9 protein-coding genes are annotated in these 14,433 nt (G+C 69.8%); 8 read left to right on the top strand and 1 reads right to left on the bottom strand.

Features of this window, described 5'->3' with window-relative positions; all coding sequences use genetic code 11:
• Positions 1 to 121: 121 nt before the first annotated feature.
• Positions 122 to 1,723, bottom strand: coding sequence for a M4 family metallopeptidase (locus ABT130_RS21355; RefSeq protein ID WP_350957679.1), 1,602 nt, complete (start codon positions 1,721 to 1,723; stop codon positions 122 to 124).
• Between the two features lie 317 nt (positions 1,724 to 2,040).
• Here ABT130_RS21355 and ABT130_RS21350 point away from each other — a divergent pair, with 317 nt between their 5' ends.
• From ABT130_RS21350 to ABT130_RS21315, 8 genes are all read left to right on the top strand, one after another.
• Positions 2,041 to 2,853, top strand: coding sequence for an SAM-dependent methyltransferase (locus ABT130_RS21350; protein ID WP_350957677.1), 813 nt, complete (start codon positions 2,041 to 2,043; stop codon positions 2,851 to 2,853).
• A 247-nt stretch (positions 2,854 to 3,100) separates the two neighbouring features.
• On the top strand, positions 3,101 to 4,273 hold the full coding sequence (locus tag ABT130_RS21345) for a hypothetical protein (protein WP_350957675.1): 1,173 nt from the start codon (positions 3,101 to 3,103) through the stop codon (positions 4,271 to 4,273).
• A gap of 119 nt (positions 4,274 to 4,392) precedes the next feature.
• Positions 4,393 to 4,725 carry an ArsR/SmtB family transcription factor gene (locus ABT130_RS21340; RefSeq protein WP_350957673.1) on the top strand — a complete coding sequence of 111 codons (333 nt, stop codon included), beginning with the start codon at positions 4,393 to 4,395 and terminating at the stop codon, positions 4,723 to 4,725.
• 299 nt (positions 4,726 to 5,024) lie between these two features.
• On the top strand, positions 5,025 to 5,279 hold the full coding sequence (locus tag ABT130_RS21335; protein ID WP_350957670.1) for a methyltransferase domain-containing protein: 255 nt from the start codon (positions 5,025 to 5,027) through the stop codon (positions 5,277 to 5,279).
• Between the two features lie 602 nt (positions 5,280 to 5,881).
• Positions 5,882 to 7,552 carry a hemopexin repeat-containing protein gene (locus ABT130_RS21330; protein WP_350957668.1) on the top strand — a complete coding sequence of 557 codons (1,671 nt, stop codon included), beginning with the start codon at positions 5,882 to 5,884 and terminating at the stop codon, positions 7,550 to 7,552.
• A 169-nt stretch (positions 7,553 to 7,721) separates the two neighbouring features.
• Positions 7,722 to 10,496, top strand: coding sequence for a DUF6603 domain-containing protein (locus ABT130_RS21325; protein ID WP_350957666.1), 2,775 nt, complete (start codon positions 7,722 to 7,724; stop codon positions 10,494 to 10,496).
• Between the two features lie 5 nt (positions 10,497 to 10,501).
• A complete protein-coding gene (locus tag ABT130_RS21320) occupies positions 10,502 to 12,739 on the top strand; it encodes a hypothetical protein (protein WP_350957664.1) in 2,238 nt (745 codons plus the stop codon).
• The coding region (locus ABT130_RS21315; RefSeq protein ID WP_350957661.1) for a hypothetical protein at positions 12,739 to 14,433 on the top strand (1,695 nt) is incomplete at its 3' end. The genes ABT130_RS21320 and ABT130_RS21315, both read left to right, overlap by 1 nt.

Raw genomic sequence — 14,433 nt, 5'->3', positions numbered from 1 at the left:
CGCCTTCGGCTTTCAGCAGCCGATACGTACCCCTTTCGGATGTTCAAATCACCGTTCGGGCCCCGGCGAGTCGCCGGGGCCCGAACCGTGGCTCATCTGCGGAGCGGGGAGTCGCCCGGTGCTACGGGCACGTCGCCTCGCCGCTCTGCACCGGGACGTTCACCGCGGTCCAGGCGGCCTTGACCGCGTTGACCTCGACGCAGCTACTCGGGAAGAGCGCCTTGGCGGCGGCCACGGTGGCCTTCCGTGCCTTGGGGTGCGTCCACGGCGCGGTCTTGCTGTTCAGCCCGGCCTGGAAGATCTGGCCGGCCTTCTGGATGCCGATGCCGGTCAGCGTGGCCGGACCCGAGCAGACGGAGCTGGCCGGCTTGCCCACCGGGTTGGTGCCCTCGGCGAGCAGGTAGAACCAGTGGTTCTGCGGGCCCGCTCCCGCGTGCACCTCGAAGTTGAAGGGGGAGCTGTAGCAGTTCGGGTGTCCCTCGGCCGACGGGTTGTACATGTTGCGGATCTCGCCCGAGCCGACCAGGTCGACCTCCTCGCCCACCAGGTAGTCCGGCGGGTCGAGGCTGGCGGGCTGGTTGGCGTAGTGCTCGGTCAGCGCGCCGAAGATGTCGCCGGTCGACTCGTTCAGGCCGCCGGTCTCGGTGCTGCTGCCCCCGGGCCCCCCGGAGTACTGGAAGACGGCGTGGCCGTACTCGTGGCCGACCACGTCCATCGGGGTGGCCTGCCGGTTGTTGGCCTGGTTGCGTCCGAAGTTGGTATAGGTGCCGGTCCAGTAGGCGTTGACGGCGCTCAGGCCGACCCGGGCCGGGAACGCGCCGCCGGAGCCGTTGAACCCGTTGCGGCCCAGCCAGTTGCGGAGCATGTTCCATTCCGTCTGTGCCGCGTACAGGGCGTCGACGCAGGCGGTCTCCAGGTTGGTGCCCGAGCCGTTGCCCCAGGAGTCGTCGGTCCCGGTGTAGGCGGTGCCGCCCTGCCCGCCACAGCGCAGGCCGGGACGGGTGGTGTCGGTCATCGAGTACGAACTGCCGGAACCCGAGGTCTGGATGGTCACCGGGTTGCCGTTGTAGTAGCTGTTGCCGGTCCCGGCGCGGACGTCGTCGTAGGAGTCGAAGATCGACCCGTCGACGGCGTCCACGAAGACGTGCAGGACGCTCGGGGTCTCGCCGTTGGTGCCGGTGACGACCACCTCCCAGGCCAGCTTGGGCGTGGTGGTGGCGGCGTGCACGAGCAACCGGGGGGTGCTCACGCTCTCCACGGTGGACACCTGCGCGCGGGCGGTGGCGGTCGCCGCGGCGGCGTCCACCTTGCTCGTGACGTCGACCGTGATCCTGGACTGCTGGCCCGAGCTCACCGACCCGACCAGCTCGCCGGCCCGGTCGGTGGACACGATCACGTCACCGCCGTACACCGGCAGCCCTCGGTAGGTGCGCGCGTAGGTCAGGTACTGCAGGCCCTGGGCGCCGGAGACGTTGGCGGTCAGGGTGAACTTCTCGTTCTGCCCCTTGAGGAGGGCTTCCGACCTCATCGCGATGGTGGCGTTGGCCGTGGTCACGGCGCGGTTGCGCGCCTCCGCGTCCGGCGGTGAGTACGGCGGAGGGTCGGCGGAGACGGTGCGGGCGGCGATGTCCGCCGGTGCTGAGGCGGCGCTCACCGCGGTGGGGGTGACCAGGGCGGTGACGGCCAGCACGGCCACGGCGCCCAGTTTGGTCTTCGGATTCACGGGGGGTGACTCCTCTCGGTGTCCCTGGGGGGGAAGAGGGATACAAGGAGCCCTAAGAGTCGGGGCTACCCCAAAGCTGACACCGAGCGAGGCAGACGAATACCTCACAAAATCCCATAACGCCGTGGTATGGGCGGCTATCCGTACCGGGGGAGCCCCTGCCGTTACGGCTCACCGGTGCGGTAAGACGTCATGTTTTGGGGGTTCCTAGGCTGAATTGCCCTGATGTACGGCGTTTTTTTCGCCGGGCCGATCGGAGATCATCTAAGGTGGGCTTCGATCGTGTTGTTACGGGGTGTGCTGGTGAGGAGGCTCTGATGAGCGAGGAAATCACAGAGGTCGACACCGAGGTGTTGGCGCGAATCGACACCTCGATCCCACATTCGGCGCGGGTGTGGGACTACTGGCTTGGCGGTAAGGACAACTACGGTCCCGACCGTGCGGTCGGCGACGAGATCGTGAAGGTCATGCCGGATCTGCCGGTCAACGCGCGGGCCGAGCGGGAGTTCATCGGCCGGGTCGTGAGCCATCTGGCCGGTGAGGCGGGCATCGACCAGTTCCTGGACGTGGGCACCGGCATTCCGGCCGCGGACAACACCCACCAGGTCGCCCAGCGGGTCAACCCCAAGGCGCGGATCGTCTACGTCGACAACGACCCGATCGTGCTGGCCCACGCCAGGGCGTTGCTGCGCGGCACCCCCGATGGGGAGACCGCCTACATCGACGCCGACCTGCGCGATCCCGAGCCCATCCTGCGACAGGCCGCGCGGACGCTGGACTTCTCCCGGCCGGTCGCGCTGATGCTGATGGGCGTCCTGGAGTTCGTCCCCGACGGGGACCAGGCCCACAGCGCGGTGCGCACGCTGCTGGACGCGCTCCCCTCAGGCAGCTACCTGGCCATCGCGCACAGCGTGCACAGCCCGTCGATGGACGAGGCCGCCGCCAAGTGGAACGCCAGCGCCGCCACCCCGCTCACCCTCCGCACCCGGCAGCAGCTGGAGGAGTTCCTCGACGGGCTGGAGTTCCTGGAGCCCGGCGTGGTGTCGCTGCCCAAGTGGCGGCCCGAACCGCAGACCAGCTTCCGCGACCGCGACGTCTTCCAGTACGGCGGCGTGGGCCGCAAGCCGTAGGGGGCCTCGCCGTCCGCACATCCTGACCCTGTGTTCTGACCCGGAGTCCCGGATCGGCCCTGCCCGGTCCGGGTGGCTCGGTGACCCCCGGCCACGCCGGCACAGGCCGACGTCCCTCGCCGAGAGGTGTTCGTGGCCGAAGGGGGTCAGGGGGCGGGACGGGTCCGCCTCCGCCGGGGGTGGGGGGTGGTTTCCTCGGTGAGTGGTCTGTCCGGAATCTCTGGAGCACCTCACTTTTCTCCGGAGAATGTTCGCCCCGCCGGCGGCCGGGGCCCCGCATTCCCTGAGAGCCCTCGCCGAGCAGCTCGAACGGCACTACGACAGCGCCTATACCCTGATCGCCTACCTCAAGGGCACTGGCGGGAAGCTGATCCGACGCCTGGTCGCCGGCGAGGTGGCCTGCAGCCACGAAGGCCTCGACGGGCTCCGCCAGACCGGTGTCGTCGACCACCTCCGCATGCTCCTGGTGGTCTCCGGCCTGCTCGAAGATCGCAATGAGGAGCAAGCCCGAGCCGACAGACGGCTACGGCAACTACTGACCCAGGTTCAGCAGGACGAGGACCGCCGGGTGCTGGGCCAGTTCATGCGCTGGTATCTGTTGCCGTTCCTTCACCAGCGCGGCCACCAGGACGGAAGCCACCATTCCAGCATCCGCTATGTGATCCGGCAGTTCACCGGCGCCCACATGTTCCTCGATCACCTGCGCGCCCATGATGTGACGTTGGCCGACTGCCCGCAACCCCTCGTCGACCTCTGGGCCGGCAGGCACGGTCGGCGTCGCGGTGACCTCAAACGTTTCCTGGTCTGGGCGGCCTCCCGCGGGTTGGCCCCCGACGACGTCGCCATCGCCGCCATGACCACTCAGACGACCGGTCGATCATGGCCGACTCCGACCGGGTCCTGCTCGCCCTCAAGCTCGAAGACGACGAGACTATCGCCCTGCAAGACCGAATCGCCGGATGCCTGGTCCTCCAATACGGCCAGCACGTCACCCACATCGCCAAAATCACCCTCGACCAGGTTCTCGACCACCCTCAGGAATCGGGAGCTCTCGGACTTCAGCTCGGCGCCGATCCGCTCTGGCTGCGCCCCCGCCTCTCCCAACTTCTCGCACGACTTCTCGACGAGCGGCGCATCGCCGACCCCGACCCCAAGGCGTCCTATCTCTTTCCCGGGCGTCGGCCTGGCCGGCCGATCGCAGCCGACACCCTCGCGGGCCGGCTGTGCGACCAGCGCCAGACTCGCCCGCAACGGCGCGTTGCTCGCGATGGTCGACCAGGTCCACTGGAAACTGCTCGCTGATCTGCTGGGAATCTCCGATAACACCGCCTATCGCTGGCACACCGCCAGCGGCGGAGACCGCGCCAGCTACGTCGCCAGCCGCCTCAAACAGGCCGCCACTGTCGATGGTCCCGAATAACTCACTGCGGGGTCACAGACAAGGTCGCAGGTCGGCTGAAGGCCGAGGGATGGTGATAAACGCGGGCCGAGGATGATAAAAGTCGAAAGCATTGCCTTGCTCTGATTCATCGAATATTGATGAAGGAGACTGCTGAACCGCTGGGCCGGGCGGAGGCGGAGGAGTACGCAAGCTGGTCCAAGGCGCTGGCCGACGCCACACGCATCCAGATCGTGTCCCTGCCGGCCCGCTGTCAGCCGATGACCGTCGAAGAGATCTTCGCCGCCTCCGGGGTGGGGCAGTCGACGATCTCCCACCACCTGAAGATCCTGACCGAGGCGCGGTTCGTGCTGGTCGAAAGACAGGGAACCACCAGCCTGTACCGGATCAACGAGGCCTGCGTGAGTTGCTTCCCCACTTCCGCCGACGTGGTGATGGGCAGCCCCCTACCGGCCACGCCCGCCTGCGACTGAAGCAGAACTGCGATGGCACACGACGAGGTCGTCGAACGTTACTCCGGACTGGCCCGCGCCGCTCTCACCGGCAGGGCCGTCCTCACCTGCGAGGCCGGCGAGTTCGAGCGAGGCTGCTTCGGGTGACACCACAGAGCTTCCCGACGACGCGCTGTGGGTCAGCCTGGGCTGCGGCACCCTGCTCGCCGTCGCCGAGTTGCGCGCCGGGGAGAGCGTGCTCGACCTCGGCTCCGGTGGCGGCATCGACGTGCTGCTGTCGGCCCGTACGGCAGAGCTTATGGTTGGCCGTCGGCGCCGACATGGTGGAGCCAGCCCGGCGCAACGCCGAGCAGGCGGGCGCGACCAAGGTGGAGTTCCTACACGGCCCGATCGAGGCCGTCCCGCTGCCCGGCCACGCGGTCGACGTGGTCATCTTCAACTGCGTGATCAACCTGTCCGACGACAAGGCCGCCGTCGCCGCCGGGGCCTTCCGCGTGCTGCGGCCCAGCGGGCGGTTCGGGGCGAGCGACGTGGTCACCGACGGCCCCGTCGACTCCGAGCGGCGGACTGCCTGACGGCCGACGAGTACCGCGACCTGCTGCGCCGGGCGGGCTTCGTCGGCATCTCGATCCCTCTCACCGCCGACCACGGCGACGGCGTGCATTCGGCCGTCGTCCAGGCGAGCAAGACCGCTTCGCCCACGTCGCGCGTATGACGCGGGCCACAGCCGCCGGCGCGAACGCCTCCATTCGTCGTTGCGAAATGCGGCCCGCAGGACAGGACCAGTGGTCGCCGAGCGCCGTCGGCTGGAGGGATTCAGCGGCTCGTTGTCCCACAGGCAGCGCCCATGCGGGCGCCGGAGTCTTCAATCTGCGCAGTTCGCTACGGCGGTGCCTGGCGGTCAGAGTCGAGGCGACGCCTTACAACCCACGGCCCGGCGTCCGGCCTTCTCAGGGCGTGCCGCCTCGCATCAGGCTCGGTTTTCGGTGGTCAATTCGCCGCTTTTCGGATACCTCGCCATTCCACATATCAGACGCGCAGCTATTTTGCGGCCATAAATGACATTTGCTGATCTAGCTCCCCATCTTCATTCCTAGTATTGACAGTGCTCGCGACGTATTTCATAGTCAATAAAGAATTTCCCGATCTTTCGATTCTTTCCGGCGAAAGGATTTTTGTGCCTGCGGAATTGGTGGACGCGTTTTTCTCGGTAACAGACTCCGGCGCCAAGGTCGGGTTCGTGGTCCAGGGCGGGCAGGCGGCCCGCTTCGGGTGGGCTGAAGAGCGGATGCTCGAGCCCTACGCCCCCGTACTGGGGAAACGGTGGCCGGCGCTCCCGGCGGCCTTCACCGGCGGATTCGACGCCGCGCTCGCTGCGCCCGCGGACGACCCGTGGACGATGGTGTTTCGCGGGAGCCAGTGCCTGCGGCTGCACCCGGTGGACGGGTCGGTCGGGCAGGTCGGTTCGATCGACGGCCAGTACCCGGGACTGCCGGCCGCATTCCGCGCCGGGATCGACGCGGCGCTGCCGGCGGCCACCGCCGGGGAGGCCTACTTCTTCAAGGGCGGCCAGTGCGTGCGCTACGACCTGCGCTCGGAGATGCCGGTGGAGACCACATCGCTGGCCGACACCTGGCAGGGGCTGAGCGCCAAGGCCCCCGCCTTCGTCAACGGGATCAGCGCCGCCGCCGTCAACCCCGTGACGGGTAAGGCCTTCTTCTTCAAGGGTTCTGAGTTCGTGCGGGTCGCGTTGAGCACTCGGACCGTCGAGACGGCCGCGGCCCCGGTCGACGAGGGCAGCTGGCCGGGGCTGCGGCGCACCTTCAGCCCCGGCCGCGTGTACGTGGTGCAGAGAATAGGGGAATCTGGCGACCCCATATCAGCGGCTGTGGTGGACCTTGCGACGCGCACCGTGACCGGGACGCTCGACATGCCCCTCAACGTCACCCGGAGCATCAGCCCCACCCCGGACGGCCGGTTCCTCTACGTGGCAACCATGCCCTCCGGCTACGTCTGCGTGGGCGCGGCGAACCATCAGATCGTGGCGACCTTCCCCCGGTATGTCAGCTATGACCCGGCCAACGCCTACAGCCCCGACGGGGCGCACTACCACTTCACCTCCTGGCAACAGAACGGCGACTCCTCCTACTCCAACTATCTGGAGACGGTGCAGGTCGGCACGTTCAACGAGGTAAGCCGGATCGAGCTCAAGGCAACGGTTTTCGCCGGGGCCACGACGACGGAGAACTCCAGCCGGGCACCGGTTGTCCTCGGAGGGCCGTACCGGATCGCGCCGCACCGGGATGGGCGGTTCGTCTACATCAGCGGGGGGGTGATGGGCCGCGGCCCGATGGTGGCCGAGGTCGATCTGGAGCAGAAGCTGGTCCGCCAGCTCTTCCCACTGTCCGGACAGACCGCGCCTAACGACCTGGCGCTCTCCCCGGACGGCTTGGTCGCCCACACCGCCGCCGGCGGGCGCACACTGGCATTCAGCACGCGCACCGGAGAGATCCTCCTTCAGGGCGTTCTGCCCGCCTCCAGGGAGCTCGCGCTCACTCCGGACGGCAGCACCCTGCTCTGCCTGCCCAACGCGGACGGTGAGGGTGTCCTGGTCGCCGACCCGGCCACACATCAGCTGCAAGACCGCATTCCGATCGAGGCGACCGGCGGGCGCGGCACCGGCAATGGCCTCTCTCTCAGTCACGGCGGCGCGTTCGCCTACGTCGCCGAGGTGTCCGAGGATTCCGGTTACTCGCTTGCCGTGATCGATGTCGAGGCGCGCCAGAAGGTCGCTTCCATTTCTCTGCCCGGAGACCGTGTGTTCTGGGCGATCTTCGCCCCGTTCTGACCCGGGCGGCCCGGCGCCGCCCTTGGCGATCGCCGGGTGGCAGGAGCCGCCATGGGCCGCGGACCTGGCCGCCGACGGTCGCCGCATGTGCCCTTCCCCTCGTTCGCTGCGCTGCCTAAGGCGGCATGCGGCCCTCGATCGGCGGGAAAAAGCGAAAAAGGAGAGCCTGATGTCCCTGCCTGAGCGCATGTCGCTCGTCGAGCTGATCAATGAGTTCTTCGGGGAGCCGATCGAGTTGCCGGCCGCGCTGGTGCCGATCCTGGAAAACGTCCACCGATACCAGAACCTGCCTGCCGGGGAGCGGCTGGTCACCGCGCGGTCCCCGGGGTATGACGATCCGGCCCAAGGCAGCCCGGTGGACGCGGTGTTCATCCAGACGAAACGGGTCGGCGGCTCGGGCGTCATCGGGCTGCTGCTGGATGTGCAGCTGCGCTTCGACGGCTCGAGCCTGGCCCTGGTGGGGGAGGTGGTGCCCAAGGGCGCGATCGTCTTCCCCAGCCTCAAGATTCTCTGCCTGGACCGGACGCTGAACGTGGGCGAGGTCAATCAGCTCAACGGCCTGCTCGCCGGCTACGGGGTGGCGGCGCGCTTCCCGGTGCCGAACGCGATGAGCGCCGATGTGTGGCCGAAGTACTTCGCCGCCGCGATCACCTGGCAGCTGGGGGGCGGCGAGATGCCCGCCCTGTCGATCTGGCTGGACAAGGACAAGGACGACGATGACGAGGCGAAGGAGGAGGAGATCTCCTTCCCCGGGCTGCCGAAGTCCTTCGGGCCGCTGACGATCTTTGGGGTCAAGCGCGGCCGGGATAAGGCCAAGGACTACCTGCGGGTGCTGCTGGTGGCCGAGCTGAAGGTCGGCGGGCAGGTGTTGCAGCTCGACGGGCTGGGCTTCATGATCCCGCTGACGGCGAAGGGGTTCGTGCCCAGACCCGAGCTGATCGGGGCCGGGCTCAGCATTCGCCGGGACGCGCCGCCGCTGACGATCAACGCGGCGCTGCGCTACACCGGCCTCGGTGATGATGCGATCTCCTACGGGCTGGCCGGGCTGGTGCGGGTGGAGACGCCGGCGCTGTCGGTCATGGGGGCCGGAGCCTGGTCACGCACCGCCGACGGCCATCAGATGATCTTCCTGTACGCAGAGGCGCTGCTGACCTCGGGCGCGTCGCTGTTCGGGCCGCCGCCGTTCACCGTGACCGGGCTGGCGGCCGGGTTCGGCGTCAACAGCAGGATGCGCCCGCCGGAGGTGGCCCAGCTTCCCGGCTTCCCGCTGCTGGCCCGGCTGGAGGAGGCCCCGAAGGTCCCCGGCGAGCCGCCGCCCCCGCCGCCCGAACCGCTGGAGGTGCTCAACGACCTGACCAGCAGGACCGGCTGGGTGCGGCCGGAGGCGGGCTCGTATTGGATCGCGGCCGGGCTGACGTTCACCTCGTTCCGGTTCATCGAGACCCGCGCGCTGGCGGTGATCGAGTTCGGCAACCGGCTGAACGTGATGCTGCTGGGCCGCACCTCGATCACGCTGCCGAAGAACGCCGACGCCTCCAAAAAGGTGCACGCCCGGCTCAACATCGACCTGCGGCTGGCGTTTTTGTCCGAGGAGCACAAGCTCAGCCTGGAGGCCGCCGTCGGCCCCGGCTCGTTCGTCTTCACCCAGTCGGCCGAGCTGACCGGCGGCCTGGCGTTTTGCGTGTGGACCGGCGGCGGCCGCGGCGGCGACTTCGTGATCACCATCGGCGGCTACCACCCGCAGTTCAACGCGGTCAAACCGGCCTACTATCCGAACCCGGCGCGGCTGGGATTTCGCTGGCTGCCGTGCAGCCGGGTCGTGGTGCAGGCGTCCGGGTACACCGCGCTCACCCCGGGCGCGATCATGTTCGGCGCCGCGCTCGCCGCCCGGTACGAAAAAGGCATACTGAGCGCCTGGTTCACCGCGCACGTGGACGCGCTGATCCAGTGGCGGCCCTTCTACCTCGATCTGGCGCTGGGCATCTCGATCGGCGTCGCCGCCACCATCAAGGTCTGGTTCGTCAAGGTGCGGGTGTCCATCGAGGTCGGCATCACCTTGCAGTTCTGGACGCCGCCGACCGGCGGCCGGGTCTCGGTGAAGGTCTGGTTCATCGGGTTCAGCTTCGACTTCGGCGCAGGCCGGGCCGGGGCGCCGCCGGTGCCATGGAGCGAGTTCCAGGTGCAGCTGCCGTCGCCGCTGCGCACCACCCCCGTCAAGGGTCTGCTGCCGGATGTGGACAAGGGCGAGTACGAGGCGCGGGCCGCCCGCGAAGCGCCGCTGCTGGTCTCCACCGACGGGTTCGTCTTCGAGACCGAGGCGCTCCTGCCGACCTCGGAGATCTCGATCAACGGCGACGTCTACGCCACCGGGCCGACGGTGACCATCCGCCCGATGCGGCTGACGAACGTCACCTCCAAGCACATCGTGACCCTCACCCGGTTCGAAAACGGTGCCGAGACCGAATTCGACCCCAGCGCCAACGACTGGCTCCTGGAGGAGGTCCGCCGCGATGTGCCCCGGTCGATGTGGGGCCGGGTACTCGACAAGCCGGGCGACGCCGCGACCGAGCCGGGCCTGGAGCCGGACCGCCTCAGCGGCGTGCGCTTCACGGTCCCGCCGCCCGAGCTGGGCGCGGGCGTCGGCCCCATCAGCTCCCGCGTGTTCAAATACGAGCCGCTGCAGGACGGTGACATGCCGCTACGGGACGGTGCGGTCGCCGGCCCGGCCCCGCGCCCGGACGAGGCCAGCATCGAGGTGATCGCCCGGACGCTCGCGGCGCCGGCGACCGCGCAGCGGCGCACCGCCGTCCACGACGCGCTGGGTCGGCTCGGGGCTGGCCCAGGTAAGGACACCGACGGCCTGCTCGGCCACTACGCCGAACTGGTCGGCCGCAGCATGACCAGCTCTCCGCTCGTCACCGACGCCCCAGTCCCCGTGAGGTGAAATCCATGCCTGAGGACAACTCCCCCGAACTGCACGTCACCTTCAACGACCACTTCACTCCGCATGCCACGGCCGGGATCTACACCGTGCGCGCCCGGCAGGAGCTGTATAAGGAAAACGGCGAGCGCATCGACACCGGCGAACAGGAGTTGCCGGAGTCTGCGCAGCGGTTCGAGATCCGCCCGGTCCGGTTCGTGCTGAAAAGCGCGTCCGTGCACGCCCTCTATCCTCCGGCGGGCAGCGCCGGCCGCTACGACACCGTGCTGCCGCACATCACGCTGAGTCGCGCTGTCCTGCCGTGGGAGCGGGAGCTGACCGGCACCCGGGCACGCGAGCACGCGCCCTGGCTGGCGCTGCTGGTGTTCGCCGAGGGTGAGCTGCCCGGCGACGAGAGCGCGATGGGCCAGACCACCCGCCGCACCGTCGCCGACCTGGTCGACCCCGCCGAGGCCGGGGTGATCGGCCCGAATCTGAGCGGCCCGTCCCTCACCCCGGAGGTGCTGAGCAGCAAGTGCGAGACGATCGACGTGCCGGCCGGGGTGTTTCGCGCGGTCGTCCCCTACCAGGACGAGTTGTACTACCTGGCGCACGTGCGCGACGTGAACGTCCCGACCCTGCGCCAGGGCGGCGAGGACCTCGTCGAGGGCCGTTATGCGGTGATCACCGCCAATCGGTTCGCCCGCGTGCCCGGCCGCTACGCCGTCCACCTGGTGTCGCTGGAGGGCTATGAGCCACACGCCGCGCCGAACCCGCCCACCGGCCACGACGCCGTACGGCTGTGCGCCCTGTGGTCGTGGTCGTTCCACCACGCCCCCGACACTGCCCTCGACATCCCCGGCCTGATCACGAACCTGGTCGCCCCCAGCCGCACCGACCCCGACAACCTAGCGCTGCGCGTGAACATCCCCGCACCGGAGAGCCCGCCGGATGAGGCCGAGACCTACGCGCGGGAACGGCTGCGCCTGGGGTATGCGCCGGTGCCGTTTCGGACGCTGTCAGGCGAGGCGACCTACGCCTGGTACCGGGGACCGTTCACCCCGGTCACCGCGCCGCAGGTGCCGGATCCCGGCCTCGCGCCCGGGCACACGACGGCCGACCACGCCCTGATCTACGAACAAGAGCACGGCCTGTTCGACGTCAGCTACGCCGCCGCGTGGACGCTCGGCCGCACCCTCGCCCTCGCCGACCCCGACTACGCGGCGCAGCTGGCGCGGGCCCGCCGCGAGATCGCCAACCGGGCCGCGGTGCTGCGCAAGATCACCGCTGACCCGGCCCGCGCCGGGCGTTCCCTGGAGACCGGGCGGAGCCTGCGGGCGCTGCGGGAGCTGGCCGAGACGGCAGGCGGCCAAGCGCTCGCTGCGGCGCTGGCCGCCCCGCAGGCCGCTGAGCCGCTGCCGCGGCGGCCGCGCCGCCGGTCCGCGCGGCTGACGACAGACGCGCTGCTCGCCGATGAGCGGAGCGTCTCGGCGCTGCGCGAGACAGCGGAGGAGCACGTCGGCTCGATGCCGGAGTGGCTGGAGGGGCTTAGCCGTTTCGCCGGGGTCCCGTTCGCCTACCTGGTGCCCGATGGGCGGATGCTGCCGCCCGAATCGCTGCGGCTTTTTCGGATCGACCTGGCGTGGGTGCAGGCGGTGCTGGCGGGCGCGGCCGACGTCGGCCTGCACACCTTTCAAGACCGCGCGCTCGATGCGCAGATCCGCAGCGCCGTGGGGCGGCGGCGCAGCGCGGCCCTGCCCGCCGCCGGGCTGCTGATCTACTCCACACTGGTCCGGGCCTGGCCCGACTTCCCCATCTTCATGTTCGCCGACGGCGCGCAGCTCGCCGAGCTGCGCCGCGAACGGCTCGCCGACGACGTGCTGCTCTATCTGTTCGACGCCGTCCCGGACCGGATCGAGATCCGCGAACCTGGCCAAGGTATCCACTTCGGCCTCGACCACGGCGACGTGATCAGCCTGCGCAGCCTCGGCGGCACCGGCCGACCCCCGCTCGGCAAACCGCTCGAAGAAACCTTCCCCGAACGCGGCGACGGCGACAATGACGACACCGTGTTCACCCGGTACCTGCGGCCCCGCCCCGAGGGGCAGACCCGGGACGTGCTGCGGCTGCGCGGCACCGACGGGTTCGTGCCGGGCCTGGCGGCGGCCCTCGGCCGCGACGACCTCAGCCCGGGCGAGTTCGCCCTCCAGCTGGTGAACACACCGATCATCCAGGAACTGCGTCCCCTGCCCGAGCGGAGCTCGTGATGCCCGACACCGACCTGATCGTTGCCGTCCAGGTCCACGCGCTGATCGTCAACGACCCGGTGCGCCAGCAGGAGTCCTTCCAGCGCTGGGCGCTCAACTTCGATGCGATGCTCGGCGAGGACAAGCAGGCCGCCGAGCCGCCACCCGGCCACACCGACGACTTCGGCGACGGCGTGTACGTGCAGTGGCAGCTGCCGGAGGCGCTGACGTCCGGTCACTACGATCCCGACACCGAGGAGACGACGTTCCCTCTGGTGCCGAACCGGTGGCTGGTGGTGCGGCACCACACCGTGCCCGGCGGGTTCCCCGGCGAGGGGCAGCGGCGGGCCGCGGCCTGGCTGGTGCACAGCGACTACCTGGAGCTGGCCCACGGCGGCGAGCACTGGGGCACGGTGCAGTTCCCCTCGCCGGACCCCGAGAGCGGCGAGCTGCGGGTCGACTTCCTGGGCCGCGTGCACGACCTGCGCGAGGGGCCGTGGATCGAGCCGGAGCCGACCGAGCCGTTCCTGACCGCGGTGGGCCCGGGCGTGCTCGGCTTCGCCGCCTTCCAGCCCTACCAGCAGGACGTGTTCTCCTTCCACGACGACCTGAGCGACCTCATCGGGTACGGGCACAACCAGCCCGCCACCACCACGCTCGGCTATCTGGTCGTCGGCTGGTATTCCGCCGACGACAGCGACATCCTGACCAAGGCCGCCGACATCCCCGGCCTGATCCCGCCGGACACGCCCGGCCTGGCGGGCGTGCTGGCGGGCCTCGGCTGGCACCTGCCCGGCCTCCCCGACGTCACCGACGACCCGCCCATCCCCGCCCCGCAGCGCTCGGTGTACGCCGGAACCGCGCTGGGCATCCCATGGGAGTACTACGCCCTCGACGCGCCCGTCTCCGCCCGGCCCGGCCACGACAGCATGAAGGTCGCGTTCGGGCACAGCACGGCGGACGCGCTGGAGGCACTGGCCGCCCACCAGACGCGTTCGGCCCGTACCGGCGAGCTGCTGAGCGCCCTGTACAGCGGAACCATCGACCGGCTGGATGAGGGCGACGGGGACGTCGACGCCGACGAGGTCACCAAGCACGCCTGGTTCTCCTCCCGCGCCGGCGGCTACACCTGGCTGGTCGTCCCCCGCGGCACCGACGGCCCGGAGCCGGCGCGCGCCGCCCCCACCCAGCCCGTCTGGCTGGATGAGCTGAACGCCGACCAGGCCGAGTTCGAGGCGCACGCGCTGGAGTTGGACCACCTGCAGGAACGGCTGCGCATCCTGTGGTGGATGAAGGACCTGCCCAACCGGCCGGCCGGCTTCACCGAGGCGGCCGAGCGGCAGCTTCAGGAGGCCACGCCCGGCACCCTGGCGCACCGGGCCGTAACGGCGGCGACGGCGATGCGGCGGATCCTCGAAGAAAAGAAGCTCCCGCACGCCACGACGCCGGAAGAGCTGGAGCCGCAGATCGCCCGCTACGCCGCCGACCGCAGCCTGCACAAGACCCTGGAGTTGCGCCGCGCCGCCCGGGAGTCCTACTACAGCACCACCGACCCCGCCATGGTCATCGCGGGGGGCGGGGTGAACCAGCCGCTCACCCGCGCCCCGGACGACCCGCTGCCCTGCCGGTTGGAATCCACCCTGGTCGAATCCATTGTGATCAACGGCGTCCCGGTCGCGGCGCCGCAGCCGCCGCCGCTCGGCCTCATCCAGGCC

Origin of the sequence: Streptosporangium sp. NPDC001681, assembly GCF_040298085.1 — a bacterium.
Classification (GTDB): domain Bacteria; phylum Actinomycetota; class Actinomycetes; order Streptosporangiales; family Streptosporangiaceae; genus Streptosporangium.
Note: the sequence above shows the minus strand (reverse complement) of the source record. Positions and strands in the feature narration are given on the sequence as shown.

What these genes read in the sequence shown, in the direction of transcription:
- ABT130_RS21320 (WP_350957664.1), top strand. Translation starts at nt 10,502, where the DNA reads ATGCCTGAGGACAACTCCCCCGAACTGCACGTCACCTTCAACGACCAC.
- ABT130_RS21340 (WP_350957673.1), top strand. Translation starts at nt 4,393, where the DNA reads ATGAAGGAGACTGCTGAACCGCTGGGCCGGGCGGAGGCGGAGGAGTAC.
- ABT130_RS21345 (WP_350957675.1), top strand. Translation starts at nt 3,101, where the DNA reads ATGTTCGCCCCGCCGGCGGCCGGGGCCCCGCATTCCCTGAGAGCCCTC.
- ABT130_RS21335 (WP_350957670.1), top strand. Translation starts at nt 5,025, where the DNA reads ATGGTGGAGCCAGCCCGGCGCAACGCCGAGCAGGCGGGCGCGACCAAG.
- ABT130_RS21350 (WP_350957677.1), top strand. Translation starts at nt 2,041, where the DNA reads ATGAGCGAGGAAATCACAGAGGTCGACACCGAGGTGTTGGCGCGAATC.
- ABT130_RS21325 (WP_350957666.1), top strand. Translation starts at nt 7,722, where the DNA reads ATGTCCCTGCCTGAGCGCATGTCGCTCGTCGAGCTGATCAATGAGTTC.